The sequence below is a fragment of the Mycolicibacterium sp. SMGY-1XX genome (assembly GCF_059132455.1).
In genome coordinates this window covers 232,258-253,949 of sequence record NZ_CP101139.1, presented here as the reverse complement: position 1 = coordinate 253,949, position 21,692 = coordinate 232,258, and the positions used below count along the sequence as shown (strand labels likewise).

Sequence of the window (21,692 nt, the reverse complement as noted above, 5' to 3'; positions counted from 1 at the left end):
GCCCGAACCCACGGAACCGTAAACGTCAGCCGACGGTCAGCGTCACCGCTCCCCCGCCGGGATTCACACCATCGACAACGCTCGACGGGATGCGGAACACCCGCCCGGGTGCGGCCGGCCACGGCAGCCGCTTGCGGCCGACCACCGTGCCGTCCTGTCGCGCCGTCACGGTCGGGAAGCGGATGAACTCGTCGGTCCAGGCGAGCAGCCGGTGCCGGGCCGGCGCGGGATCACCGGGCCGCAGCAGCGTGGGGGCGATCCAGCGCAGCGGCGCCTGGACCTGAATGCTCACCCCATCCGCGGGGGATGGCCGCCCGGACAGGTGGGCACGCACCTGGTCGGCGACGTGCCTGCCGTCGAGGGCGGCGATATCGGCGGTGTCCACGGGATGGCACAGGTTGCCGATGGCGAAGACACCCGGGCGGCTGGTGCGCAGTGCGGTATCCACACTCGGCCCAAGGGTTTTCACGTCCACATCGATACCCGCTGCCCGCACCAGCTCGTGATCGGGAATCCAGTCGCCGGTCAGCACCACGGTGTCGCAGTCGACGAGGCGTCGCCGGCCGGTGTCCAGGTGCTCGATCTCGACGGCTTCCACCGTGGGCTTACCGAGGATGCGGGTCACCCTGGTGCGGGTCTCGACGCGGGTGCGCAGCAGCGGGGTGGCCGCGGTGAACACCCCATACGCCTCGGGTGCCGGGTACTCACTGGTCATCATGACCGTGCGGCAGCCCGCGTGTTTGAGGGTCAGCGCTGCCGAGTAGCTGACCAGTTCGGCCCCGACCACGACGGCGCGCGTGCCGACCTTCCCGTGCTTGAGGTGCACGACGTTCTGCAGGTGCCCGGTGGTGTAGATGCCGGCGGCCCGGTCGCCTGGGATCAGCCTGGCCGGTCGGGGCCGTTCGCGAGCACCGGTGGCCAGGATGACCGCCCGCGCCGACACCAGTTCCCGGCCCTGCGGTGAGGTGACCTCCAAGGTGGTGTCGCCGGCCCACCCGGTGACCATGGTGGTGGTGCGGACGGTGGCGGCGGCGGCCTGTGCCACCAGGCGACGAGCGTATGCGGGACCACTGATGAACGTTCTCATGTCGCGCATTCCGTAGCCCGGATGGTCACTGTGCCGCGGGATACCCCCGGCCTCGGACTCCCGTTCCAGCACAACCACATTCAGGTCCCTCGCCAGCGCCGCGGCGGCCGTGAGCCCGGCCGGACCGCCACCGACGATGGCGACGTCGTATTCGGTCATCGGTTGGCCTCCAGCAGTGTCTGCACCTCGGCGCCGCAGAAGAACGCCTGGCAGCGTCCGTTCATCACGCGGGTGCGCCGACGGAGGCCCTCCAGGGTGGTTGGCGGGATCACCGAATGACAGGCGTCCCGGATCTCCCCTTGCGTCACCCGTTCGCAGAAGCAGACGATGCGTCCGTATGCCGGGTCTTCGTCGATGAGGTCCTGCCGTTGGTACGGCCGCGGGAACGCCTCACCGAGATTCGGCATCCGCGGCGGCTCCGGCAGATCCTCTCGAGATCTCAACTGCAGTCCTGCTGAACGCAATTGATCGCGCGTGTACTCGGCCACGGCCATGCCCGAGGTCAAGCCGGTGGACCGGATGCCCCCGACCAGTAGGTAACGCTGCTCGAGGCTGGGTTCGACGAGGTAGTCGGGATGATCGATCGCCGCGCGCAGCCCCGCGTACGTGGCCGTCACCTCCTCCTGCAGCAGCCGCGGCATCAGCGTGCGGCCCTTTTCCAGCAGGAACTGCAGGCCCGCCTCGGAAGTGCCTGTGGCAGTGCGGTCATCGAGATCCTCCGAGGTCGGCCCCAGCATGACGTTGCCGTAGATGGTGGGGCTCACCAGCACACCCTTACCCCGTGACGTCGGCACCGGCAGCACGATCTTGTCCACCAACGTCCGGGCCAGCTTGTCGTAGACGATGAGCTCACCACGGCGCGGGGTGACGGTGAAGCGCTGGTGCCCGAACATGTTGTCGATCTTGTCGGCGCCCAGCCCGGCGGCGTTGACCACCCACCGCGCCGAGACGTTGCCTGCACTGGTGCGCAGCGTGGTCTCGTCGGCGCCGATGTCCACCGACTGCACACGGTGACCGGTCAGCAGAGTCGCGCCCCGGTTCACGGCATCGGTGGCCAAGGCCAGGTTCACCGTCCAGGTGCAGATGATCGACTCGTCGGGCACTGTGAGCCCGCCCAGTGCGCCGGGCCCCAGATGCGGAACCTGTTGGTACACCGCGTTTGCGTCGATGATCGCGCAACGCCGGTATCCGTTGGCCTGCGCCTTGTCTTTGAGCGACGGCAACGTGTCGAGTTGCTCCTGATCCCAGGCCACCAGGAGGGCCCCGGTGTGTTCGATCGGGATACCGGTCTGTGCAGCGTATTCGGAGAGCAGCTGGTAGCCGCGGCTCACCATGGCCGATTCCAGGGTGCCGGGTTTGGCGTCGAAGCCGGTGTGCAGGATCGCGGTGTTGGCCTTGCTGGTGCCGTCACCCACGTCCTCGCGCGCTTCCAGCAGCGCCACCGACAGGTGGTGGCCGGCGAGCTCACGGGCGATGGCCGAGCCGACGATGCCGGCTCCGATGACGGCCACATCGAATGTCACGAAAAGGTCCTATCAGCTAGAGTTCGCCACTGCGAACGGAATTCATTGGCCCGCTCGGCATTCCAGATCGGCTCGTAGGTTGCCGACGGCGCCCAGTCGGGTATCACCTCGCGCAGCGGCCGGTCCGGTTGCCGGCTCAGTTTCGCCAGCGCCGCAGCACCGAGGGCAGTGGCGTGCGGCGACGGGTAGACGTCCACCGGCACTCCGGTGATGTCGGCGCAGGCTTGCATGAGCACGCGCGAGCGGGTGAGGCCGCCGTCGACCCGGAGGCGGGTCAGTGGGGTGGCGGTGTCGGCATTGATGGCGGTCACCAGTTCGGCGATCTGCGCGGCGATTCCCTGCAGCACCGCCAGCACCAGGTGCTCGCGACCGGTGGACAGCGTCATCCCCGACAGCACGGCCTTGGCCTGGGATTTCCACCACGGTGCGGCCAGACCGGCCAGCGCGGGCACACACAGCACACCTTCGGCATCCGCGGCCGCGATGCGGTCCATCTCGTCGGCGCCACCGATGATGCCCAGCGATATCAGCCATTTCACCGCTGAGGCTGCGGTGTAAACCTGGCCGTCGACGCAGAAGGTGTCCCGACCACCGATCCGCCAGGCCACCGACGAGGTCAGCCCCGCCGCCGACCGCACCCCGGTATCGCCGGTATTGGTCAACAGGAACGCCCCGGTTCCCAAGGTGCATTTGGCCGTGCCGGGTTCCAGGCAGGCCTCGGCGAGCAGCGCGGCCTGCTGGTCCACCACCACTCCCCCCACCGGCGCCTCATCGCCGAATGCCGATGTGCTGCCGATGATCTCATCGTTACCGACGATCGCGGGCAGTTGCTCGTGGGCGAGTCCGAAGAGTGCCAGCAGCTCTGCACTCCAGCCCTGGCCACCGAGTTCGGTCACCAGGGAACGGCTGGCGGTGGTGGCGTCGGTGACGAACGCGCCGGTGAGCTGGTGCAGCAGCCACGTGTCCGTCGTCGTCACGACGCCGTCGGTGGTGACGTTCTGCCGCAGCCAGGCCATCTTCGGTGCCGAGAAATACGGGTCGAGCACCAGGCCGGTGCGTCTGGCCAGCTCGTCGCGATGACCTTCGACTGCCGCACAGATGTTTTCGGCGCGGCGGTCCTGCCACACGATCGCGGGGCTGCGCGGCTTGCCGTTGCGGCGATCCCAGGCCAGCACGGTTTCGCCTTGGTTGGCCAGTGACACCGCCTCGATGGGCCGGCCCGCTTGGGCCACGGCAGCGCGGCCGGCGCCGAGCACGGACTCCAGCAGTTCGCCGGGATCCTGCTCGACACCGCCGCCGTCGAGATACACCGGATGCACGGGTATCTCGGCCAACCCGACCACCGCGCCGGCCTCGTCGACCACGATGGCCTTCGTTCCCGAGGTGCCCTGGTCGATCGCGAGGACAGTCACCGGTTCACCGCGTCTGGGCCTTGCTGTCGAGTTCAGCATCGATGGAGTGCATATCGGGCATCTTGAGCCCGTCCTTGCCGCGGGTGATCAGCAGGTAGCCGAGGTAGCAGGCTCCGATGGCCACCATCACCATCAGATACAGCCATGGGTCGCGGAACGACGCGTCGCGGAACAGAGACAGCGCGAACACCAACCAGACGACCGCGACGACGATGATCGGCATCTCCCAGCGACCCAGGCTGAAGCCGGCGCTGGGCGGCAGTTTGCGCCGGGTGGCGATGTAGAGCGTGACGGTGATGGCGTAGATGATGGCCGGGAGCAGGGTGGCCGCACCGAACAGCTTGAACAGGGCGTCGGTGCTGGTGGAGAACAGCCCGAGGATGACGGCCGAGATGGTGGTCAGTGCGATGGTGGCGTTCAGCGGGGTCTTGGTGCGGCCGTTGACCTTGCCCAGCACCTGCCAGCCGGGGAAGCGCTGGTCGCGCGACATCGCCCAGACCAGTCGCACACCGGACAGCAGGATCACCAGTCCGCAGGCGAAGATCGCGATGGCGACCAGGACCAGCAGTGCGGTGCCGACGAACGTACCGAGGATCTCGCGGATGACGTCGGCGATGGGGGTGCCGGACTCGGCGAGTGCCACCGGGTCGTCGACAGCCGCGGTCACCACCAGCAGGAACAGGAAGCCGAGCACTCCGGAGGCCAGGACGGCTTGCCACATCGCCCGGGGCACCACGATTTCCGGCCGTTTGGTTTCTTCGGCGAGGTTGGCCGCGGATTCGAAACCGACGATGGTGAACGCACCCAGCAGGAAGCCGAGCATCCACGGCCCCGCGGCGGTGGCCGTGCCGAAGTCCCAGTAGCCCTCGGCGGGAACGGCTCCCGTCGAGAACAGGTTGCCGACCGACAGTTTGTGCGCGGCGACTCCGACGATGAACAGCAGGACCACCAGCGCCACCATGCCGACGAGCTCGGCGGTGACGGCGAAGTTGTTGACCCGCTCGGTCCATTTCATCGACAAGCCGACCAGCAGCGCCTGCAGCAGCAGAACACCCGCGGTGATGAGGAAGGCGGTGGCCGGGGTGCCCTCGAAGTCGAAGAGTGCGGGCACCACGGTGGAGGCGACGGTGTAGTCGACGGCGACCACCACGATGGCCAGGAAGGTGAACGAGATCCACCCGGTGATCCAACCGAGGATCGGGTTGGCCAGCCGGGACACCCATTGGTAGGCGTAGCCGGTGACGGGGATGCGCGCGGCCAGTGAACCCAGCAGCAGGGCCACTGCCAGCTGCCCGACGATGACGATGGGCCAGGTCCAGATGCCCATGGGGCCGGAGCTGTTGAGCACACTGCCGTAGGTGGTGAAGATGCCGGTGGCGATGGAGACGAACGCGAACGCCACGGCGAACGAGGCGAATCGCCCCGTCGAACGTTCGAGGTCCTGGGTGTAGCCGAATTCGGATACAGAACTTCTGGAAGAATCTGCCATTGGATCGGGCTTTCTGACTGGATTTGACTGTTTGGTCGAGCTGGTTCGGTCCCGCGGGCGGCGCTGCAACGCCGCCCGCACCCGTCTCACGGGCGTGCTGACAGCACCGCACCTCCCGTCTCGTCGAAGGCAGCGGCAACGTCCGCGTCGGTGTTGGCATCGGTGATCAGGCCGGTCACCGCACTCAGCGGGCACACCCGGTAGGGCGCCACCTGCCCGATCTTCGAGGAGTCGGCCAGGATGTAGCTGCGCGCACTGTTGGCGATGATGGTCCGGCGCACGTCGATCTCGTCGAGATGGAAGTCGGTGAGCCCGGCCTCGGCGTGCACGCCGCCGGAGCCGAGCAGCGCGATATCGGCATAGATGTCGGCGAAGAATTCTCTGGCGTGAGCGCTCGAACAGGCCAGATCGCCGGGTCGCACCCGCCCACCCGCGAGCAGGACCTCCACACTCGGCCGGTCGGCGAGTTCCACTGCGACGGGCAGGGACGGGGTGACGACCGTGCCGACGAAGCCGCGGGGAATGGCCTGCGCGACGGCCACCGCAGTGGTGCCGATGTCGATGACCACCGTCTGGCCGTTCTCCAGCAGCCCCGCCGCAACCCGTGCGAGCTGGGCTTTGGCCTGATGGCGGATCATCGATCGTTCGGAGTAGGACGGCTCGATGACACGACGGCTCTCCACCGGCGCGGCGCCGCCGTGGACGCGACGCAGCGCACCCTTCTCCTCGAGGAGCGCCAAGTCGCGGCGGATGGTCTCGGCAGAAACGCCCAGCCTGCGGACCAGTTCGTCGGTGCTGACGGCCTGAGCCGCGCTGACCGCCTCGACGATGGCCTCATGCCGTTCCACGGGCAGCACGTCAGGCGCCCAACTGTGTGGATTTCTGACCGTGCATGACTGTCAGTGTGGAGTGCTGTGCGTCACCCGTCAACTGGAAGCGCGAGATTCCCGCGCTGGTCCTCGCCTACCTGGTCACGAATTCCAGGGCGTCAGGAGTTTCGGTGAGACGACGCAGGCCGGCTGCCTCCACCACGAAGTTGTCCTCGACCTTCAGCACCGTCTCGACGCCGTCGACCGTCACCGTCACCTCCGGTTCGAGTGCAATCACCTCACCCTGCCTGAGGATGACGTCGTCATCCATCAGGCCTGCGGTGAACAACGTGGGCAGTTCGCAGATCCGCAAGCCCACGCCGTGCCCGATCGCGTACGGGGTGCCCCGAAGTCCCTGGCTGCGCAGGTAACGATTGGCTTCGGCCAGGAGCACTGATGCACGGACACCCGGTTTCGCCAGGGACTGCACCAGTTCGTGCGCATGACACAGATGTTCGTACGCCGTGCGGATCTCGCGCCGCGGCTCACCCACGAAGCCGGTGCGGGCGGCATCGGAGGCATACCCGCCGACGCCGTAACAGCCGATGTCGAAGAAGAAGGGGTCTCCTTCGTGGAAGCGCCGGCCCGCGGCGAACCAATCACCGCTGCCGTTTCGGAGGTTGCACACCGAGTGCGTCACGAACTCCACGCCCGCTGACTGCTGGAATGCCATGGCCGCCGCCAGCACATCGTGATCCGTTCCGCCGACGTGCGCCGCCGCCAGTGCTGCTTCCATAGCCCCGGTATTGACCCGCGACGCTGCCTCGAGCAGGAGCAGCTCGACCGGCAGCTTGTCCCGCCGAAGCCGGTGCAGCGCCGTTGACATCGGACGAAATGCCAGCTGCGGTAATGATTCTCGCAGCCCGTCCAGCAGCCCAGGGTCCACCGCATCGACGCCGACCGCCCCGTGCGCGCCGCGCGCGGCGAGAACCGCCGCGACGATGCGCACCCACGTCTGCGGGTTCGCCGAGGCCGCCGCCCAGGACGGCACCGGGTGCGCCCGCACGATCCACGGCTGCGCCGGGTACGGCTGCGAGATCACCTCGTCGATATACGGCAGGAACACCTCCGCCGAGCCGTCGGAGCCAACCAGGACAGCGAACCATTCGGACTCGTTGGTCAGGTGTGCGCGGAAATCGCTGGCGTACCGAATGTGGTCGGGACCCGTGAGCAGAAGCGTATCCACCGCCTCCTCGCGCATGACCGCCGCGACCCTGTCGAAACGGGCCCGGTGCAGTTCCGCCGCGTCATACTCGGGCCACCGGTAGAGGTCGTGTGTCATGCCTGCCGCTCCGATCCATTGGTTGTCGTAGAAGGACTTTCGGACGGGACCGTCCCCCGGCCGATCGGTGAGCACCGGAACACCACCACGCCCAGGACACCGATTCCGGCGGTGGCGATCAGCGGTGCGAAGTTCACGATCCACAACTCTGCCGCCTCCCGGGGCCAGAGCACGTTGACGATCTCCAGGGCCAGCCACACCAGCGCCACCCACGCGACCGCAAGCCCGAAGCGGCCGAGGAACAGTGGTTCCTCAGGGCGCCAGCTCCCTCGCATCCGCGCGATGGCGAGCCCGAGAACGGGGAAGGTGAACGCGGCGTAGAACCCGACCGTGGTGAACGCCACCAACAGTGTGCTGATGTGCCCGTTCTGCAGTGGCACGAACATCAGGACCGACACCACCCCTGTCACCAGGATGGCGTTGACCGGCAACCTGCCGCGACCGGAGAGCCGTTTGAGCCAGGTGGCGAAGGGTAATTCGTTCTCGCGCGCGTTGGCCCAGATGAGCCGGGATGCCGCAGCTTGGATACCGACCAGGCTGGCCAGGAAGGCGACAGCGAACAGCACCAGGATGCCCTGCACCGCGGCGGGGGGCAGGTGCGCGGCCAACACCGTGATGATCGGATCACCGTCGGACGTCGCGAGCAGCGCGTCGACATCCGGGATGGCCAGGATGATCGCGAAGCTGGTCAGCAGGATCACCAACCCGACACCGAGCAAGGAGAACACAATGGCCAGCGGCACAGCGCGTTTCGGATTCTTGACCTCTTCGGCGATGCTGCTGGCACTCTCGAAGCCCAGGAACGACCAGCCGGCCAGCGCCACCGTGAGCACGAACGGCGTCATCATGAACGGGGTGCCCGGCTCGGCGGCCAGTCCTTCGAAGAGCACCCCCGGGGTCTGTTGCCGCCCGGCGATCAGCAGGTACACGGCGACTCCCACCGATCCGATGACCTCGGCCGCGATGCAGGCAGTGGCAACGACTTTGACGACAGTGCGGCCGGCTGCATTGACTGCCGTGGTGACCAGCAGCAAAACGACGGCGATGACGGTGAGTGCGAGCGGCGACCCGGCATCGACTCCCAGCAGGATCGCGATGAACACCGCGCCGCTGTAGGACACCGAGCTCAGGGCGATCAGTAGCGCCCAGGTGTACGCCCAACCCGCGAACCAGCCGTATTTCATCCCCACCAGCCGCCGTGACCACTGGTAGACACCACCGGCCAGCGGCCACCGAGACGCGAGAACACCCAGCGCGACCGCGACCGTCAGCTGTCCCAGGAGCGTCACCACCCACCCCCACCAGAACCCGGGTCCGATCGACTGGAGCCCGAGCCCGAAGATGCCGTACATCGCGACGATCGGTGAGATGAAGACAAACGCGAGTGAGAATGCCGACCAGAGCGTGAACTCACGTTTCATCTCACCGGTCGCGTCGTCGTCGGTGGGCGGCGCTTCGCCCGGTGCGTCAGTTGTCATCTCTCTCCTCGTTGGTTGCCTGAGTCGTTGCGGCGCAGGGTTTCACGGCCCCCGAGCCAGCTGGCGGTCACGGTCGCCGAGATCAGTTCGGCTGCCGTGGGCTGGTCCGACAGGCCGGAGACCACGGCGAGATCGGCCCGGAATCCCGCGGCGAGGCGGCCTCGATCGTGGTCTGCGAACTGCGTGTAGGCCGAGCCTTCGGTGGCCGCCCGCACGGCGACAGCCAGATCGAGTTGTTCGGCGGGCAACCATCCGCTCGCGTCGTCGCCGTGCTCGTGCCGCGACATCGCCACCCCGATCGCCTTGAGCGGACTCGGCGTGGTGATCGGGTAGTCGCTCGATGACGCGATCCGGACTCCGTGATCGGCCAGCGTGCGAAACGGATACTGCCGTTGCACCCGCGCCGGGTCGAGCCTGGTGTTGGTCAGGTGCTTCACCACCGAATCCAGCTTGGCCCAATAGGGTTGGATCGCCACGGTGACGTCGTGAGCCCGCAGCGCGTCGATCTCGGGTTGGTCGACCAGTTGTGCGTGCGCGATGACGGGGCGCCGTGCCCTGGGCCCGTTTCTGTGCGCGGCACGCGCGATCGCCGAGACCGCACTTTCCACGGCGGCATCGCCGATCGCGTGGATGTGTAACTGGAAGCCCGCTCGGTCGAAGGCAGCCGCGGCCTCGCTCAGTTCCGGCGCCTGCCACGCCGGGAGGCCACAACACGAGGTAGCGCGATACGGCTCCTTGACGTGCGCAGTGCCCCCTTCGATGATTCCGTCGGCGAAGAACTTCACTGTGTTGGCACGCAGCAGTTCCTCACCGGCGGCGGCAATCTCACTGCGAGCGGCCGCGAACCGGTCGACCTGTTCGCGCCACGTCTCGGGATCGGCACGGAACGCCAGGTTGAGCCGGACCGGGAGGCCTCGCCGGGCAGCCATCAGATAGCTGGGGACGTCGTCGACCTCCACCCAGGCGTCCTGGGCCGACGTCACCCCCACCGCGCGGAGTTCCTGCAATCCACGCATCAGCGCTTCGGCGGCCTCCTCGACGCTCGGTCGCGGCAGAGCCCGCAGCACCGGCAGGAAAGCCCCCCACTCCCGTAACGTCCCCGACGGCCGGCCGTCGGAGTCACGCTCGATCACACCGTCGACGGGCGGTGGCGTGCCTTGGGTGATCCCTGCGGCGCTCAGGGCAGCGGAGTTGCACCACACCGTGTGGATATCGCTGGACCGAAGCGCGACGGGCCGGTGGGGCACCACGGCATCGAGGTCGGAGGCCAGGTAGTTGCCGCTGCGGTCGATGCTGAGATCGAATCCCTCTCCGACGATCCAGGGCAGCTCGGGGTGCTCTCGAGCGAAATCAGCGACCGCGGCGACGGCTTCTTGCACCGTCCGGGCGTGACGCAGCGGCACTCCGGCGAGTTCGAGGCCCCCGATCAGGGGATGCGCATGCGCATCGACGAACCCCGGAAAGACGGCCGCCCCCGCGAGATCGACGACGTTCACGTCGCCCTGGTCTCGCGCCGTGGTGAAGGCAACGCTTTCGATGACGCCGTCCTCGATGGTGAGGCTGCCCGGGACCAATCGGTCGCCGTTCCACAGTCGTCCACCGACCAGAACCTGCCGCTCGCCCACCTGAACTCCGTCGCCGATCTCGCGCTGCACCGAGCAGCTTCCTAACGTGATTAGGGAAAGCTAGCAGAGTTAGGGAAAGCTAGCAGTGTTAGGAAATGGATTGGCTGTTTCACCGTGGTGCTAGCGTGAAAGTCCGCTGGACAGACGTGGAAGGACGCCGATGGCCGCGCCGAAGAAGGTTCGGGCGCATCTGACGGAGGATCGCATCGTCGATACCGCGTTGGACATCATGCGAGACGACCCCCGGGGCACGTTCACTCTCGGCAAGCTGGCCCAACGGCTCGGCGTCCAGACCCCCTCCATCTACAGCCACGTCCCGAGCAAGCAGCACATCATCGAGCGGGTGCGCTCCCGAGTGGTTTCACTGATCGATTGCAGTGCCTTCGACACCGAACCGTGGGATGTCGCACTGGCCGAATGGGCCCGTTCTTATGCCGCCGCGTTCGTCCGGCATCCCGAAACCATCCCGCTGCTGGCCACCAGCCCGGTGCAGGCCCCGGAACTCGTGTCCCAGTACGAGGTGGTGGCGAAGGCACTGCTGGCAGCCGGCTGGCCGCGGCCCGAGATCATCCCGATGTTCACCGTCGTGGAGAGCTTTGTGCTGGGTTCGGTACTGGACCTGATCGCACCGGTCGAGATGGTCCAGCCCGCCGAGGGGGACTATCCCGTGCTGCAGTCGTTGCTCGGCCGCGACTCCTTCGACGAGGCCCGAGCCCGCCGGACCTTCGAACTCGGCCTCGAGACCCTGATGACAGGATTCCGCACCCGCCTCGAAGGCCTCCGAAGCGATCAGCGGGCGGGTGTCAGCGACGGTGCGTGATCGCGGTGACCTCGTGAGCACCGTGCCCGGCGGCGATCGCGCGGTCGACATGCCGAGCGAAGGCACCGAGCGCAGCGGCGTCCAGCCCCGCGGCCTCCGACGCCGCGAAGAGGTGCCGCAGCGAATTGGCGATCGACGTCAACGACGAGGTGGCCTGCTCGTGCCGGTCATCGGCGATGCGTTCGGCGGCATCGGTGAAGACCGCCGGCAGGATGCCCACGATGCCCAGCGCAGGTGGTAGGAAATCCTTGGGTTCGATGCCCGCGTGTTGTGCGAGTTCGACCGCGTGCAGGAAGCCGGCCGTGGCCGTCCAGAACAGGTCCAGCAGCGCCATGTCGTATCCGGCGGCCAGCGCAACGCTGCCGCCGAGCCAGGTGGCGGTACCCAGGGCGTCGAACACCAATCGGTTCCCGTCATACAGGTCGCGGTCACCGGCGAACAGGATGCTCGCACCGGGACTGCCGATGGTGTCGATGGGCGTCATGATCGCGCCGTCGAGATAGCGACCACCGAGCGCTGTTACCAATCTGCTTGTGCGGTACGCCTTTTCAGGAGTGTCGGACGCCAGCCCGACGATCACCCGTCCGGCGACGGCACTCCCGGCGTCGCCGATGATGGTGTCGACCACCGTGTTGTCGACGACGTTGATCAATGTCAGATCGGAGGCCGCGACCGCCGCCGCGGGCGTCTCGGCCCATGTCGCGCCACGTTGCAGGACGTTGCTCGCCCGTTCGGCGGTACGGTTCCACACCGTCACCCCGTGGTCGTTGTCCAGCAGTGCCGTCGTCAACGCCTGACCCATCGGCCCCAGCCCGATCACCGTGACGTTCATGCGCGGATGCTCTCGATGACGCGGGCGAAGCCGTCCTTGCCGTGGCCGGCCTCGATCTGGCGGTGGATGAATCCCTGCACCACGTCCACGAGTTCGGTACTGACGCCCTGCGAACGCGTTGCGTCGAGAATGTCGGTCAGATCGGAGAACTCGAGGCTCTGCTGGCCGGGCCGGCCGTAGTCACGGGTGTCGATCACGTCGGCGTACTCACCGAGCGAACCCGCCATCGCCCGCAGCCACGGCGTCGCCCGGCGGGCGAACTCGCCCGCAGGCACCCCCGCCGCCCCCACCATCGCCGCGCCGTGGAAGAACCCCGCGAACATCACGTACATCCCGGCCAGCAGCGCCAGGTCGTAGAGCGACGCCATCCCGGCGTCGTCGCCGAAATATTCTGCAGAACCCCAGGATTCGAGCAGACTGCGATGCTCGTCGAACACGGCGTTCGACCCGCTGTAGAGCACCGAGGCCGCAGGTGAACCGATCATCGCCGGGACCGCCATGATGCCGCCGTCCAGGTAGTCGACGCCGTGGGTGGACGCCCAGCGTCCGAGCTCACGGGCTCCGTCGGGTGAGGTGGTGGTCAGGTTGATCAGCGCCTTGCCGCTCAGGGTGCCCGCCACCGGGTCCAGGACGTCGTGCACCGAGGCGGCGTCGAAGAGACAGGCGATCACCAGGTGCGCTGCGGCCACCGCCTCGGCGGGGCTGCCGGCCGCATTCTCGAACGGTGCCGCCCGATCCGGGGTGCGGTTCCAGACGGTGACCCGATGCCCGGCGGCGACGGCGGTGCGAGCCAGCGCCGAACCCATCTCACCGAGACCCAGAAAAGCGATGTCAGTCATGGTTTCATCGTGTTGGGACGCAGTGATTTCGACAAGTACCCACTAAATAGTGGGGTACTTACTTGCACGGAACTATTAACGCTGACAAGGGGCGACATGACGACGCTTGGCCAGTTCACCTGTGAACTCGACGCCGCGATGGCGGTGGTGGGCGGAAAGTGGAAGCCGCTGATCCTGTGGGAGCTCAAAGACGGGCCGGTGCGGTTCAACACGTTGCACCGCAACCTCGTCGGCATCTCGCAGAAGATGCTCACCCAGCACCTCAAGGAGCTGCAGGCGCACGGCGTCGTGCACCGCGAGAGCTACCACGAGGTGCCGCCCCGGGTGGAGTACTCGATGACCCCCGCGGGCGAGGAACTGCTGGCCGCCCTCGACCCCCTGGGCGCGTGGGCGGCCAAGCACATCGACCTGGTGTGCCGGGCGGTGTCCTGACCACCTCCCCTCCCCAACCAACCGTACGGTAGGTTCACGATCGTGGATGCCCCCGACGCGCTGGCCCCGTGGATGTCCGACCGCGGACTCGGTGACGGCCCGCTGGAGAACGTCACCGCGATCACCGGCGGAACGCAGAACGTCATGCTGCGGTTCGAGCGCTCCGGCCGGCCCTATGTGTTCCGCCGCGGGCCGCTGCATCTGCGGCCGGTCAGCAACAAGGTGATCCTGCGCGAGACGAAGGTGCTACAGGCCCTGGCCGGCACCGACGTCCCGCATCCGCGGCTGATCGCCGTGTGCGAGGACACCAACGTGCTCGGTGATGCGGTGTTCTATCTGATGGAGCCGATCGAGGGCTTCAACGCCGGCGCCGAACTGCCCGACCTGCATGCCGGTGATGCGCAGATCCGCCACCAGATGGGCCTGTCGATGGCCGACGCGCTGGCCAAGCTCGGTGCCGTCGACCATGAACAGGTGGGGCTGTCCGATTTCGGGAAGCCCGACGGATTCCTGGAGCGCCAAGTGCCGCGCTGGCTCTCCGAACTGGAGTCCTACAGCAATTTCGACCACTACGCAGGCCCCGAGATCCCCGGCGTCGGCGAGGTTTCGGGCTGGCTGCAGGAGCACCAGCCCAAGCAGTGGCAACCGGGCATCATGCACGGCGACTACCACGCGGCCAATGTCATGTTCTCCCGCACCGGCCCCGAGGTGGTGGCCATCGTGGACTGGGAGATGTGCACCATCGGCGACCCACTGCTGGACCTCGGCTGGATGATGGCCACCTGGCACCTGCCCGGGGAGAACGAGGTGCTGGACCACGCGCTGATGAAGGCCGGCGGCCTGGCCACCCCGGCGGAGATCGTCGAACGCTACGGCCGCAACACCACCCGCGACCTCTCCGACATCAACTGGTACGCCGCGATGGCGTGTTTCAAGCTGGGCATCATCCTCGAAGGCACCCACGCTCGTGCCTGTGCGGGCTTGGCGCCCAAGGACATCGGCGATCTGCTGCACACCGCGACACTGCGATTGTTCGACCGTGCCCACACGTTCATGGATGGAGCCCTGTGATCGACTTCGAGATTCCCGACGACCTCGCCGCGCTGCGCGACGAGATCCGTGCCTTCGTCGTCGACAAGATCGTGCCGTACGAGACCGACCCGCGCGTCACCCGCCACGGTCCCAACGAGGATCTCCGTACCGAGCTGGTCGGACTGGCACGAGAGGCCGGCCTGTTGACATTCCAGGCGCCCCGCGCATTGGGCGGTCGAGAGCCCTCGCACGTCGAGCAGGCGGTGCTGTTCGAAGCGGCCGGCTGGTCAACGCTGGGCCCGATCGCACTGAACTGTGCTGCCCCGGACGAGGGCAACATGTTCCTGCTGTCGAAGATCGCGAATCCGGCGCAGACCGAGCAGTTCCTGGTTCCGGTGGTCGACGGCCGGCAGCGGTCGGTGTTCGCCATGACCGAACCCGAGGGTGCCGGATCCGATCCGAATCAGCTGGCCACCGAGGCCGTGTTCGACGGCACCGATTACGTGATCAACGGCCGCAAGTGGCTGATCACCGGGGCCAGCGGCGCCCGCACGTGGATCATCATGGCGCGGGTGGCGCCCAATTCGTTTGGCGCAGAAGGGCCCACGCTGTTCCTGTGCGAGGGTGACACCCCGGGCATCGAGATCGAACGCATCATGGACACGATGGACCGCAACTACGTCGAAGGCCACGGCGTGGTGGTGTTCAACGACCTGCGGCTGCCGGCTTCGGCCGTGCTGGGTGAGGTCGGCGACGCGTTCCGGTATGCCCAGCTGCGGCTGGCCCCGGCCCGGCTGACGCACTGCATGCGGTGGCTCGGCGCGGCCTCACGCGCGCACTCCATCTCCGTCGAACATGCCCGCACCCGAACGGCTTTCGGCAAACCACTGGGTGATCACCAAGGCGTCGGGTTCATGATCGCCGACAACGAGATCGCCCTACAGCAATGCCGATTGGCGATCTGGTGGGCCTGCTGGACCCTCGACCAGGGCGCCAAGGGCCGCCACGAGTCGTCGATGGTGAAGTCCCTTGTCTCCGAAGAGCTGTTCAAGGTGGCCGACCGGTGCGTCCAGATCCTCGGCGGCATCGGCATTTCCGACGAGACACCGGTCGGCGCCATCTTCTCCGACATTCGCGCCTTCCGGCTCTACGACGGGCCGACCGAAGTGCACAAGTATGCAATCGCCCGCCAGGCCTTGAGGAGCCCGCGATGACCGTGCTGGATTCGTTCCGACTCGACGGCAAGGTCGTCATCGTCACCGGCGCCTCGTCGGGGCTCGGCGTGGCGTTCGCGCAGGCGTTCGCCGAGGCCGGTGCCGACGTGGCCCTGGGCGCTCGCCGCGTGGAAAGACTGGCTGACACAGCCGCTTTGGTGGAGGCGGCCGGGCACCGGGCGTTGGCCGTCGGTACCGATGTGGCCGATCCCGACGCGTGCCAGGCCCTCGTCGACGCGACGGTGGCCGAGTTCGGCCGTGTCGACGTGTTGATCAACAACGCCGGAGTCGGCACCGCCGTACCCGCCACCCGCGAGAGCCCCGACGAATTCCGCAGGGTCGTCGACATCAACCTGCACGGTTCCTACTGGATGGCGCAGGCCTGCGGGCGCGTGATGCAGCCGGGCAGCTCGGTGATCAACATCGCCAGCATCCTCGGCATCACCACCGCCGGGTTGCCGCAGGCGGCGTACGCCTCCTCGAAAGCCGCCGTCATCGGCCTGACCCGCGATCTGGCGCAGCAATGGGGTTCCCGCAAGGGAATTCGCGTCAACGCGCTGGCCCCCGGTTTCTTCAAGACCGAGATGACCGACGAGTACAAGCCGGGTTACCTCGACACCCAGATGCCCAGGGTGGTCCTGGGCCGCACCGGCGAGCCCGCCGAACTCGCCGCCACCGCGGTGTGGCTGGCCTCGCCCGCCGGTGGTTATGTCACGGGGCAGACCATCACTGTCGACGGCGGATTGACCATCAACTAGGTCGGTCGCCGAGGCGGCGACGGCGAGCCGGGGAGAGCGGGCCGAGCTACACAGGCCTAGGTCGGTCGCCGAGGCCGCGCTCGACGAACCGGACCACCTCGGCGGTCAGGTCGGCGGCCGCAACGTGCCGGGCAGACGAGAACGCCAGCATCGCGGTTCCCCGCAACTGACCGATGATCGCCAGCGCCGCGTTGTCCGGGTGCACGTCGCCGCGGATGGACCCGTCTGCCACGCCATCGCGGATGTGCTGGGCCAGTACACCCTGAAACCACGCATCACGTTCGGCGAACAGCGGCGCCAACGACGGCTCGGTCCCGGCAGATTCGGCCCAGAGCTGTAAGAACGCCTCCGAGCGGGGTGTTCGCTCCCGCATTCCGCCCAGGTACGCCCGAACGAACTGCAGTAACCGCTCCAGCCCGGTGGGGGCGTCGCTGGGCGCGTCGAACTGGGCCACGTGTTCGATGAGCGCTTCCAGCAGACCGACTTTCGTGCCGAAGTGGTGGTTGACGATGCCGCGGCTGTACCCGGCTGCCTCGCCCACGGCCGCCAGCGACACCGCGCGCGTTCCCTGCGCCGCGACCAGAGCCGTCGCGGCGTCGAGCACCCGCTGCCGGGTGGTGGCGCGGCGTTGCGCCTGGGTGCGCCGGCCCTGACTTTCCATGGCGGACATATTTCCACCTCCCGGTGCCGGAGCCCGCCTGCTACAGTTGCGTGTCATACAGCAAGTAAGTGAGTGAGGAAGAACATGACATCCCTGGAACCAACACTGCTGCAGCGCTTCGTCGACGAGGATCCCGACGGCCCAGTGGTGATGCTCAATCTCCTGCGCTTCGTCCCCGGTGGCGCCGAGACCTACATGCAGTACATCGAACAGTTCAACAGCACCGGCGTCAGTGAGCGATACGGCGTCACCATCGTCTACGCGGGCGCCGGCGGTGTCCCGCTGGCCACCGTGGACGGGCCCGACTGGGACATGGTGGCCCTGGTGAGCTACCCGAGCCGGAAGCACTTCGTCGAGATGGTCAACGATCCCGACTATCAGCGCTTCGAGCACCTGCGTGCCGAAGCCGTGGCCGCCACCGTGCTGCAGCCGACCCGACCCGCGCTGTGACCGAGTTGAATCTCATTGCAGGGTGAGCCAATTCAACCGCGCCTCCCGCGCGGCACCCTCGGCATCGCCCTGCTCGGCCAGATCGGCGATGCGCGCATGCTGGTCCACGGACGCCCGGCCGACCAGCGACGAGAACCGCACCCGCTCCATCCGGCGCAGCAGCGGGGTGTACTGATCGAGCACCGCCCGCACAGCGGAGTTGGCATAGAGATCAATGGCCACGCCGTGGAACACGTCGTCGGCGGCGATGGCCCCGTCGACGTCCTCGGCACGCAGCGCCAGCGCGAACCGTTCGTTGGCCAGTCGCATGGCGGCGATGTGCTCGGCCGACATGGCCGGCACGGCTTCGCGGACCGCCAGTTCGTGCATGGCCGCGGCCACCGCCTGGGCCTCTTTCATGCTCCGCACATCCAGCGGACTGACCATGGTGAACCGCCCGGGCCGGGTCTGCACCAGACCGGCGGCCTCGAGCCGGGCCAGCGCCTCGCGGATCGGCGTCCGACTCACCCCGAGCCAGGCACTGAGCTCGGAATCGACGAGCCTCTCCTCCGGCTGCAGTGTTCCGTCCACGATGGCCGCCCGGATGGCGGTGAAGGCGTCGTCGCGCAGGAGCTGGCGTTTGGGGGCTGCTGTCTGGGGCACCGGCATGCAACATGGTGAACCCGCTGCCTGCGATGTTGTCAACTCAGCTACTGCGATATATTGCATTCCGTGGCTATCGAAGACTTCCCGCGCTACCCGCTCACGTTCGGCCCGAGCCCGGTCCATCCACTGGAGCGCCTCAGCGATCACCTGGGCGGTGCCCGCATCTGGGCCAAACGCGAAGACTGCAACTCCGGGCTGGCGTTCGGTGGCAACAAGACCCGCAAACTGGAGTACATCGTTCCGGACATCCTGGCCTCCGGCGCGGACACGCTGGTCTCCATCGGTGGCTATCAGAGCAACCACACCCGCCAGGTCGCAGCCGTCGCCGCCAAGCTGGGGTTGAAGGCCCGGCTGGTGCAGGAGAAGTGGGTGGACTGGCCCGACATGCCCGGAAACGCCGCCGCGTTGGATGAGAAGGTCGGGAACATCCTGCTGTCGCGGATCATGGGCGCCGACGTGCGACTGGACGCGGCCGGCTTCGACATCGGCATCCGCTCGTCTTGGGAAGCGGCCATCCGGGAAGTCGAAGAGGCCGGTGGCAAGCCGTACCCGATCCCGGCCGGCGCCTCCGAACACCACCTCGGCGGCCTCGGTTTCGCTAACTGGGCCTACGAGGTGCAGCAGCAGGAAGCCGAGCTGGGACTCTTCTTCGACACCATCATCGTGTGCACCGTGACCGGCTCTACGCACGCGGGCATGATCGCCGGTTTCGCCGGGCAGGACCGGCCGCGGCGGGTGCTCGGTATCGACGCCTCGGCAACGCTGGAGAAGACCCGCGCGCAGGTGGCCCGGATCGCCCGGCACACCGCCTCGCTCATCGGGCTGGACCGCGACCTGCGTGACGAGGAGATCACCGTGCTGGAGGGCTGGGCCGGCGACCTCTACGGCATCCCGGTGCAGTCCACCGTCGAGGCGATCAAGCTGACCGGCCGGCTCGAAGGCATGATCATCGACCCGGTGTACGAAGGCAAGTCGATGGCCGGGCTGATCGATCTGGTCACCGACGGCACCATCGGCAAGGACTCCACCGTCCTCTACGCCCATCTCGGCGGCCAGCCGGCGCTCAACGCGTACTCCGGGGTGTTCGCCTAGGGGGCCGAAACCGGCTGCGCGCTCGGACGCAGTTCGGGGACGAGGCCGAAGTGGTGACTCAACGTGGTGCCGTCGTACTCGGTGCGGAACAGCCCGCGCTGCTGCAGGATCGGCACCACCTGCTCGGTGAAATCCAAGGTGCCCTTGGGATGTAACGGCACCAGGATGTTGAAGCCGTCGGCCGCGCCGGCGCGGAACCAGCTCTCCAACTCGTCGGCGATCTGTTCGGCGGATCCGGCGGTGGTCCAGTGCACGTTGTTGAGGCCCTTCTCCACCTTGGTCGCCAGTTCGCGGATGGTCAGGTTCTCCTGCTGCACCCAGGTGCGCAGCCGGTTCAGCCGGCTCTGCCCGCCCTTGAACTCGGTGGGCGCCGGGAACGCCTCCATCGGGAACGGACCGTCGAGATCGTAGACGGTGAAGTCGACTCCGAGCTCGTCGCCGAGCTGGCCGACGACGTCGACGTTCTTGGTGGCCAGCTCCTCGAGCTCGGCTTCCAGTGCTTTGCCTTCGGCCTCTGTGGACCCGATATAGGGCACCACACCGGGCAGGATCTTCGCCGAGTGCGGTGAGCGGCCGAATTTCGCCAGGCGGGCCTTCACATCGTCATAGAACTCCCGGCCGTTCGGAATCGTCGACGAACCCGTGTACACCGCCTCGGCCCGCAGCGCCGCCATATCGCGGCCCCGGTCGGAGGCGCCGGCCTGGACCAGCACCGGAAAGCCCTGCGGCGACGGCGGAATCGGGAGCCGGCCGTCGATGTCGAAGAACCTGCCGTGGTGGACGACGTGCTCGCCGGACCACAGTGCCAGCACGACGTCGACGAACTCCGAGGCCCGTTCGTAGCGCAACTCGAAATCGGGATGGCTGTCGTAGCCGAAGTTGCGGGCCATCGGGTCACCGGAGGACGTCACGAAGTTCATGCCGGCCCGGCCGCCGGAGAGGTGGTCCAGCGACGCGAATCGCAGTGCGACCTCATAGGGGTCGTTGTAGGTGGTGGAGACGGTGCCGATCAGTCCGATGTGGCTGGTCTGCGCGGCGAGCGCGGCCAACAGCGTCAGCGGTTCGTTGCTCATCGCCAGTGGCTCGCGGTCGCTGTACACCTTGGGGCTGTCGGCGAGGAACACCGCGTCCAGCTTGGCCTTCTCGGCGGCCTGCACGATCCGCGTGTAGTACGGCAGAAGGGAGACCTCGGTGGGCTGGGCGGTGGAGTGCCGCCACGCCGCGCGGTGGAAGCCGATTCCGCGCAGATTGAGGTTCAGATGCATACGGGGGCTCATCACAGCGCTCCAGCAACGACAGCGGCCAACCCGAGATGACCGCGCAGGGTGGATGTTTCGTACCGGTCGCGGACCCCTCCACGCTCGCGCAGCCGCGGCAGCACGTCGGCGACGAACCGCTCGGTCTCGGAGGCGGTCAGGTGCAGCACCACGCCGTCAGCCGCCTCACCGGCCGAGACATCGATGATTCCCGGCGCCAGATCACGCAGCACGACGGGCACACCGGCCACGGTGTCGCGGTCGGTGCCGGCCCCGATGATCGCGACGTCGGCGCGGGCTCGGGCGAGCTCCGCCGAGGCCGGCGAGTCGACGCTGACGAACAGCGGCGGATGCAGTTGCGGGCTGCGGGGCAGGTTCAGCGGCCCGGCCACCCGGAAGAACGCACCGGCATGGTTGATCGGATGCAGCCGGTCGAAGTCGACGTACACCCCGGATTCGGTATCGGCCACCACGGCGTCGGGGGCCCAGCTCTCCCAGAGTTCGTGCAGCACCGCGATGAACTCCGCGGCACGTGATTCGCGTTGTGCCTCAGCGCTTGTCGGCGGGTGAAGTGCGGCCGGTGAATCCTCGGCGGGCGTGACCAGCCGCCACCCGGCCCGCCCCACCGAGAGGTTGTCCAGCGTGTTGAGCATGCGGGCCTGGTTGTAGGGGGCGACGTACTGCGCCGAGACCGGGGCTACCAGTCCGATGTCGGTGGTACGCGCCACCAGGTTCGCCAGCAGCGTGGACGGTTCAGCGGGAACCGCCGCGCTGGGCAGTGGTGCCAGCACCGCATCGAAGATGCCGTCCTCGGCGGCGTGCACCGCGCGATGAAGCCACGACAGATCTCGGTCGCCGGGCTCGGGCTCAGGCTGCAACAGCAGATGTAATGGCAT

Annotated in this window: 21 protein-coding genes; 7 read left to right on the top strand and 14 right to left on the bottom strand. The window is 67.6% G+C overall.

Annotated features, from left to right (window positions below; translation table 11 throughout):
* Nucleotides 1-25: 25 nt before the first annotated feature.
* The 8 genes from NL241_RS01165 to NL241_RS01130 all read right to left on the bottom strand — a co-directional run bounded on the left by NL241_RS01165 (nt 26) and on the right by NL241_RS01130 (nt 10,795).
* Nucleotides 26-1,246 carry an NAD(P)/FAD-dependent oxidoreductase gene (locus NL241_RS01165; protein ID WP_494396545.1) on the bottom strand — a complete coding sequence of 407 codons (1,221 nt, stop codon included), beginning with the start codon at nt 1,244-1,246 and terminating at the stop codon, nt 26-28.
* Nucleotides 1,243-2,610 (bottom strand): NAD(P)/FAD-dependent oxidoreductase, encoded by a 1,368-nt coding sequence (locus tag NL241_RS01160; protein ID WP_494396544.1) that lies wholly within the window; start codon nt 2,608-2,610, stop codon nt 1,243-1,245. Before NL241_RS01160 ends, NL241_RS01165 begins: the two co-directional genes overlap by 4 nt.
* The gene (locus tag NL241_RS01155) at nt 2,607-4,022 is read right to left on the bottom strand and encodes an FGGY family carbohydrate kinase (RefSeq protein WP_487692300.1); all 1,416 of its coding nucleotides are present in this window, start codon (nt 4,020-4,022) and stop codon (nt 2,607-2,609) included. The genes NL241_RS01160 and NL241_RS01155 overlap by 4 nt, the downstream gene beginning before the upstream one ends.
* A 4-nt stretch (nt 4,023-4,026) precedes the next feature.
* A complete protein-coding gene (locus NL241_RS01150) occupies nt 4,027-5,511 on the bottom strand; it encodes an amino acid permease (RefSeq protein ID WP_487692299.1) in 1,485 nt (494 codons plus the stop codon).
* A gap of 86 nt (nt 5,512-5,597) precedes the next feature.
* Entirely contained in the window at nt 5,598-6,359 is a 762-nt protein-coding gene (locus tag NL241_RS01145) for a DeoR/GlpR family DNA-binding transcription regulator (RefSeq protein WP_487692298.1), read from the bottom strand.
* A gap of 115 nt (nt 6,360-6,474) precedes the next feature.
* Nucleotides 6,475-7,662, bottom strand: coding sequence for a M24 family metallopeptidase (locus tag NL241_RS01140; protein ID WP_487692297.1), 1,188 nt, complete (start codon nt 7,660-7,662; stop codon nt 6,475-6,477).
* Complete coding sequence (locus NL241_RS01135; RefSeq protein WP_494396543.1) at nt 7,659-9,140, bottom strand: amino acid permease; 1,482 nt, start codon at nt 9,138-9,140, stop codon at nt 7,659-7,661. The genes NL241_RS01140 and NL241_RS01135 overlap by 4 nt, the downstream gene beginning before the upstream one ends.
* Nucleotides 9,137-10,795, bottom strand: coding sequence for an amidohydrolase (locus tag NL241_RS01130; protein WP_494396542.1), 1,659 nt, complete (start codon nt 10,793-10,795; stop codon nt 9,137-9,139). The genes NL241_RS01135 and NL241_RS01130 overlap by 4 nt, the downstream gene beginning before the upstream one ends.
* Nucleotides 10,796-10,925: 130 nt before the next feature.
* On the opposite strand from NL241_RS01130, the gene NL241_RS01125 reads away from it, so the two are divergent.
* The gene (locus tag NL241_RS01125; RefSeq protein WP_487692293.1) at nt 10,926-11,585 is read left to right on the top strand and encodes a TetR/AcrR family transcriptional regulator; all 660 of its coding nucleotides are present in this window, start codon (nt 10,926-10,928) and stop codon (nt 11,583-11,585) included.
* On the opposite strand, the gene NL241_RS01120 is transcribed toward NL241_RS01125, so the two are convergent.
* Complete coding sequence (locus NL241_RS01120; RefSeq protein ID WP_494396541.1) at nt 11,569-12,417, bottom strand: NAD(P)-dependent oxidoreductase; 849 nt, start codon at nt 12,415-12,417, stop codon at nt 11,569-11,571. The two genes, NL241_RS01125 and NL241_RS01120, sit on opposite strands and share 17 nt — an antisense overlap.
* On the bottom strand, nt 12,414-13,256 hold the full coding sequence (locus NL241_RS01115; RefSeq protein ID WP_494396540.1) for an NAD(P)-dependent oxidoreductase: 843 nt from the start codon (nt 13,254-13,256) through the stop codon (nt 12,414-12,416). The genes NL241_RS01120 and NL241_RS01115 overlap by 4 nt, the downstream gene beginning before the upstream one ends.
* 96 nt (nt 13,257-13,352) lie before the next feature.
* Here NL241_RS01115 and NL241_RS01110 point away from each other — a divergent pair, with 96 nt between their 5' ends.
* From NL241_RS01110 to NL241_RS01095, 4 genes are all read left to right on the top strand, one after another.
* Complete coding sequence (locus tag NL241_RS01110) at nt 13,353-13,688, top strand: winged helix-turn-helix transcriptional regulator (protein ID WP_487692290.1); 336 nt, start codon at nt 13,353-13,355, stop codon at nt 13,686-13,688.
* A 72-nt stretch (nt 13,689-13,760) separates the two neighbouring features.
* Complete coding sequence (locus tag NL241_RS01105; RefSeq protein WP_494398453.1) at nt 13,761-14,759, top strand: phosphotransferase family protein; 999 nt, start codon at nt 13,761-13,763, stop codon at nt 14,757-14,759.
* The gene (locus NL241_RS01100) at nt 14,756-15,934 is read left to right on the top strand and encodes an acyl-CoA dehydrogenase family protein (protein WP_494396539.1); all 1,179 of its coding nucleotides are present in this window, start codon (nt 14,756-14,758) and stop codon (nt 15,932-15,934) included. The genes NL241_RS01105 and NL241_RS01100 overlap by 4 nt, the downstream gene beginning before the upstream one ends.
* On the top strand, nt 15,931-16,692 hold the full coding sequence (locus tag NL241_RS01095) for an SDR family NAD(P)-dependent oxidoreductase (RefSeq protein ID WP_494396538.1): 762 nt from the start codon (nt 15,931-15,933) through the stop codon (nt 16,690-16,692). The genes NL241_RS01100 and NL241_RS01095 overlap by 4 nt, the downstream gene beginning before the upstream one ends.
* 46 nt (nt 16,693-16,738) lie before the next feature.
* Here the strand turns inward: NL241_RS01095 and NL241_RS01090 are convergent, their stop codons facing one another.
* Nucleotides 16,739-17,362 (bottom strand): TetR/AcrR family transcriptional regulator, encoded by a 624-nt coding sequence (locus tag NL241_RS01090; protein ID WP_487692287.1) that lies wholly within the window; start codon nt 17,360-17,362, stop codon nt 16,739-16,741.
* Between the two features lie 75 nt (nt 17,363-17,437).
* Between NL241_RS01090 and NL241_RS01085 the strand changes: the two genes are divergently transcribed.
* Complete coding sequence (locus NL241_RS01085; RefSeq protein WP_487692286.1) at nt 17,438-17,803, top strand: DUF1330 domain-containing protein; 366 nt, start codon at nt 17,438-17,440, stop codon at nt 17,801-17,803.
* Between the two features lie 12 nt (nt 17,804-17,815).
* Here the strand turns inward: NL241_RS01085 and NL241_RS01080 are convergent, their stop codons facing one another.
* Entirely contained in the window at nt 17,816-18,451 is a 636-nt protein-coding gene (locus NL241_RS01080) for a GntR family transcriptional regulator (RefSeq protein WP_487692285.1), read from the bottom strand.
* A 63-nt stretch (nt 18,452-18,514) separates the two neighbouring features.
* Here NL241_RS01080 and NL241_RS01075 point away from each other — a divergent pair, with 63 nt between their 5' ends.
* Nucleotides 18,515-19,540, top strand: coding sequence for a 1-aminocyclopropane-1-carboxylate deaminase (locus tag NL241_RS01075; RefSeq protein WP_494396537.1), 1,026 nt, complete (start codon nt 18,515-18,517; stop codon nt 19,538-19,540).
* On the opposite strand, the gene NL241_RS01070 is transcribed toward NL241_RS01075, so the two are convergent.
* Together NL241_RS01070 and NL241_RS01065 are read right to left on the bottom strand one after the other, a co-directional pair.
* Complete coding sequence (locus NL241_RS01070) at nt 19,537-20,817, bottom strand: LLM class flavin-dependent oxidoreductase (protein ID WP_494396536.1); 1,281 nt, start codon at nt 20,815-20,817, stop codon at nt 19,537-19,539. The genes NL241_RS01075 and NL241_RS01070 overlap by 4 nt on opposite strands.
* The gene (locus NL241_RS01065) at nt 20,817-21,692 is read right to left on the bottom strand and encodes an LLM class flavin-dependent oxidoreductase (RefSeq protein WP_494396535.1); all 876 of its coding nucleotides are present in this window, start codon (nt 21,690-21,692) and stop codon (nt 20,817-20,819) included. Before NL241_RS01065 ends, NL241_RS01070 begins: the two co-directional genes overlap by 1 nt.

Bases quoted from the DNA above. Each gene is read 5' to 3' on its own strand.
- NL241_RS01165 (WP_494396545.1), bottom strand. From the start codon at position 1,246: ATGACCGAATACGACGTCGCCATCGTCGGTGGCGGTCCGGCCGGGCTC.
- NL241_RS01150 (WP_487692299.1), bottom strand. From the start codon at position 5,511: ATGGCAGATTCTTCCAGAAGTTCTGTATCCGAATTCGGCTACACCCAG.
- NL241_RS01140 (WP_487692297.1), bottom strand. From the start codon at position 7,662: ATGACACACGACCTCTACCGGTGGCCCGAGTATGACGCGGCGGAACTG.
- NL241_RS01135 (WP_494396543.1), bottom strand. From the start codon at position 9,140: ATGACAACTGACGCACCGGGCGAAGCGCCGCCCACCGACGACGACGCG.
- NL241_RS01125 (WP_487692293.1), top strand. From the start codon at position 10,926: ATGGCCGCGCCGAAGAAGGTTCGGGCGCATCTGACGGAGGATCGCATC.
- NL241_RS01120 (WP_494396541.1), bottom strand. From the start codon at position 12,417: ATGAACGTCACGGTGATCGGGCTGGGGCCGATGGGTCAGGCGTTGACG.
- NL241_RS01115 (WP_494396540.1), bottom strand. From the start codon at position 13,256: ATGACTGACATCGCTTTTCTGGGTCTCGGTGAGATGGGTTCGGCGCTG.
- NL241_RS01110 (WP_487692290.1), top strand. From the start codon at position 13,353: ATGACGACGCTTGGCCAGTTCACCTGTGAACTCGACGCCGCGATGGCG.
- NL241_RS01105 (WP_494398453.1), top strand. From the start codon at position 13,761: ATGTCCGACCGCGGACTCGGTGACGGCCCGCTGGAGAACGTCACCGCG.
- NL241_RS01095 (WP_494396538.1), top strand. From the start codon at position 15,931: ATGACCGTGCTGGATTCGTTCCGACTCGACGGCAAGGTCGTCATCGTC.
- NL241_RS01090 (WP_487692287.1), bottom strand. From the start codon at position 17,362: ATGTCCGCCATGGAAAGTCAGGGCCGGCGCACCCAGGCGCAACGCCGC.
- NL241_RS01085 (WP_487692286.1), top strand. From the start codon at position 17,438: ATGACATCCCTGGAACCAACACTGCTGCAGCGCTTCGTCGACGAGGAT.
- NL241_RS01080 (WP_487692285.1), bottom strand. From the start codon at position 18,451: ATGCCGGTGCCCCAGACAGCAGCCCCCAAACGCCAGCTCCTGCGCGAC.
- NL241_RS01070 (WP_494396536.1), bottom strand. From the start codon at position 20,817: ATGAGCCCCCGTATGCATCTGAACCTCAATCTGCGCGGAATCGGCTTC.
- NL241_RS01065 (WP_494396535.1), bottom strand. From the start codon at position 21,692: ATGCCATTACATCTGCTGTTGCAGCCTGAGCCCGAGCCCGGCGACCGA.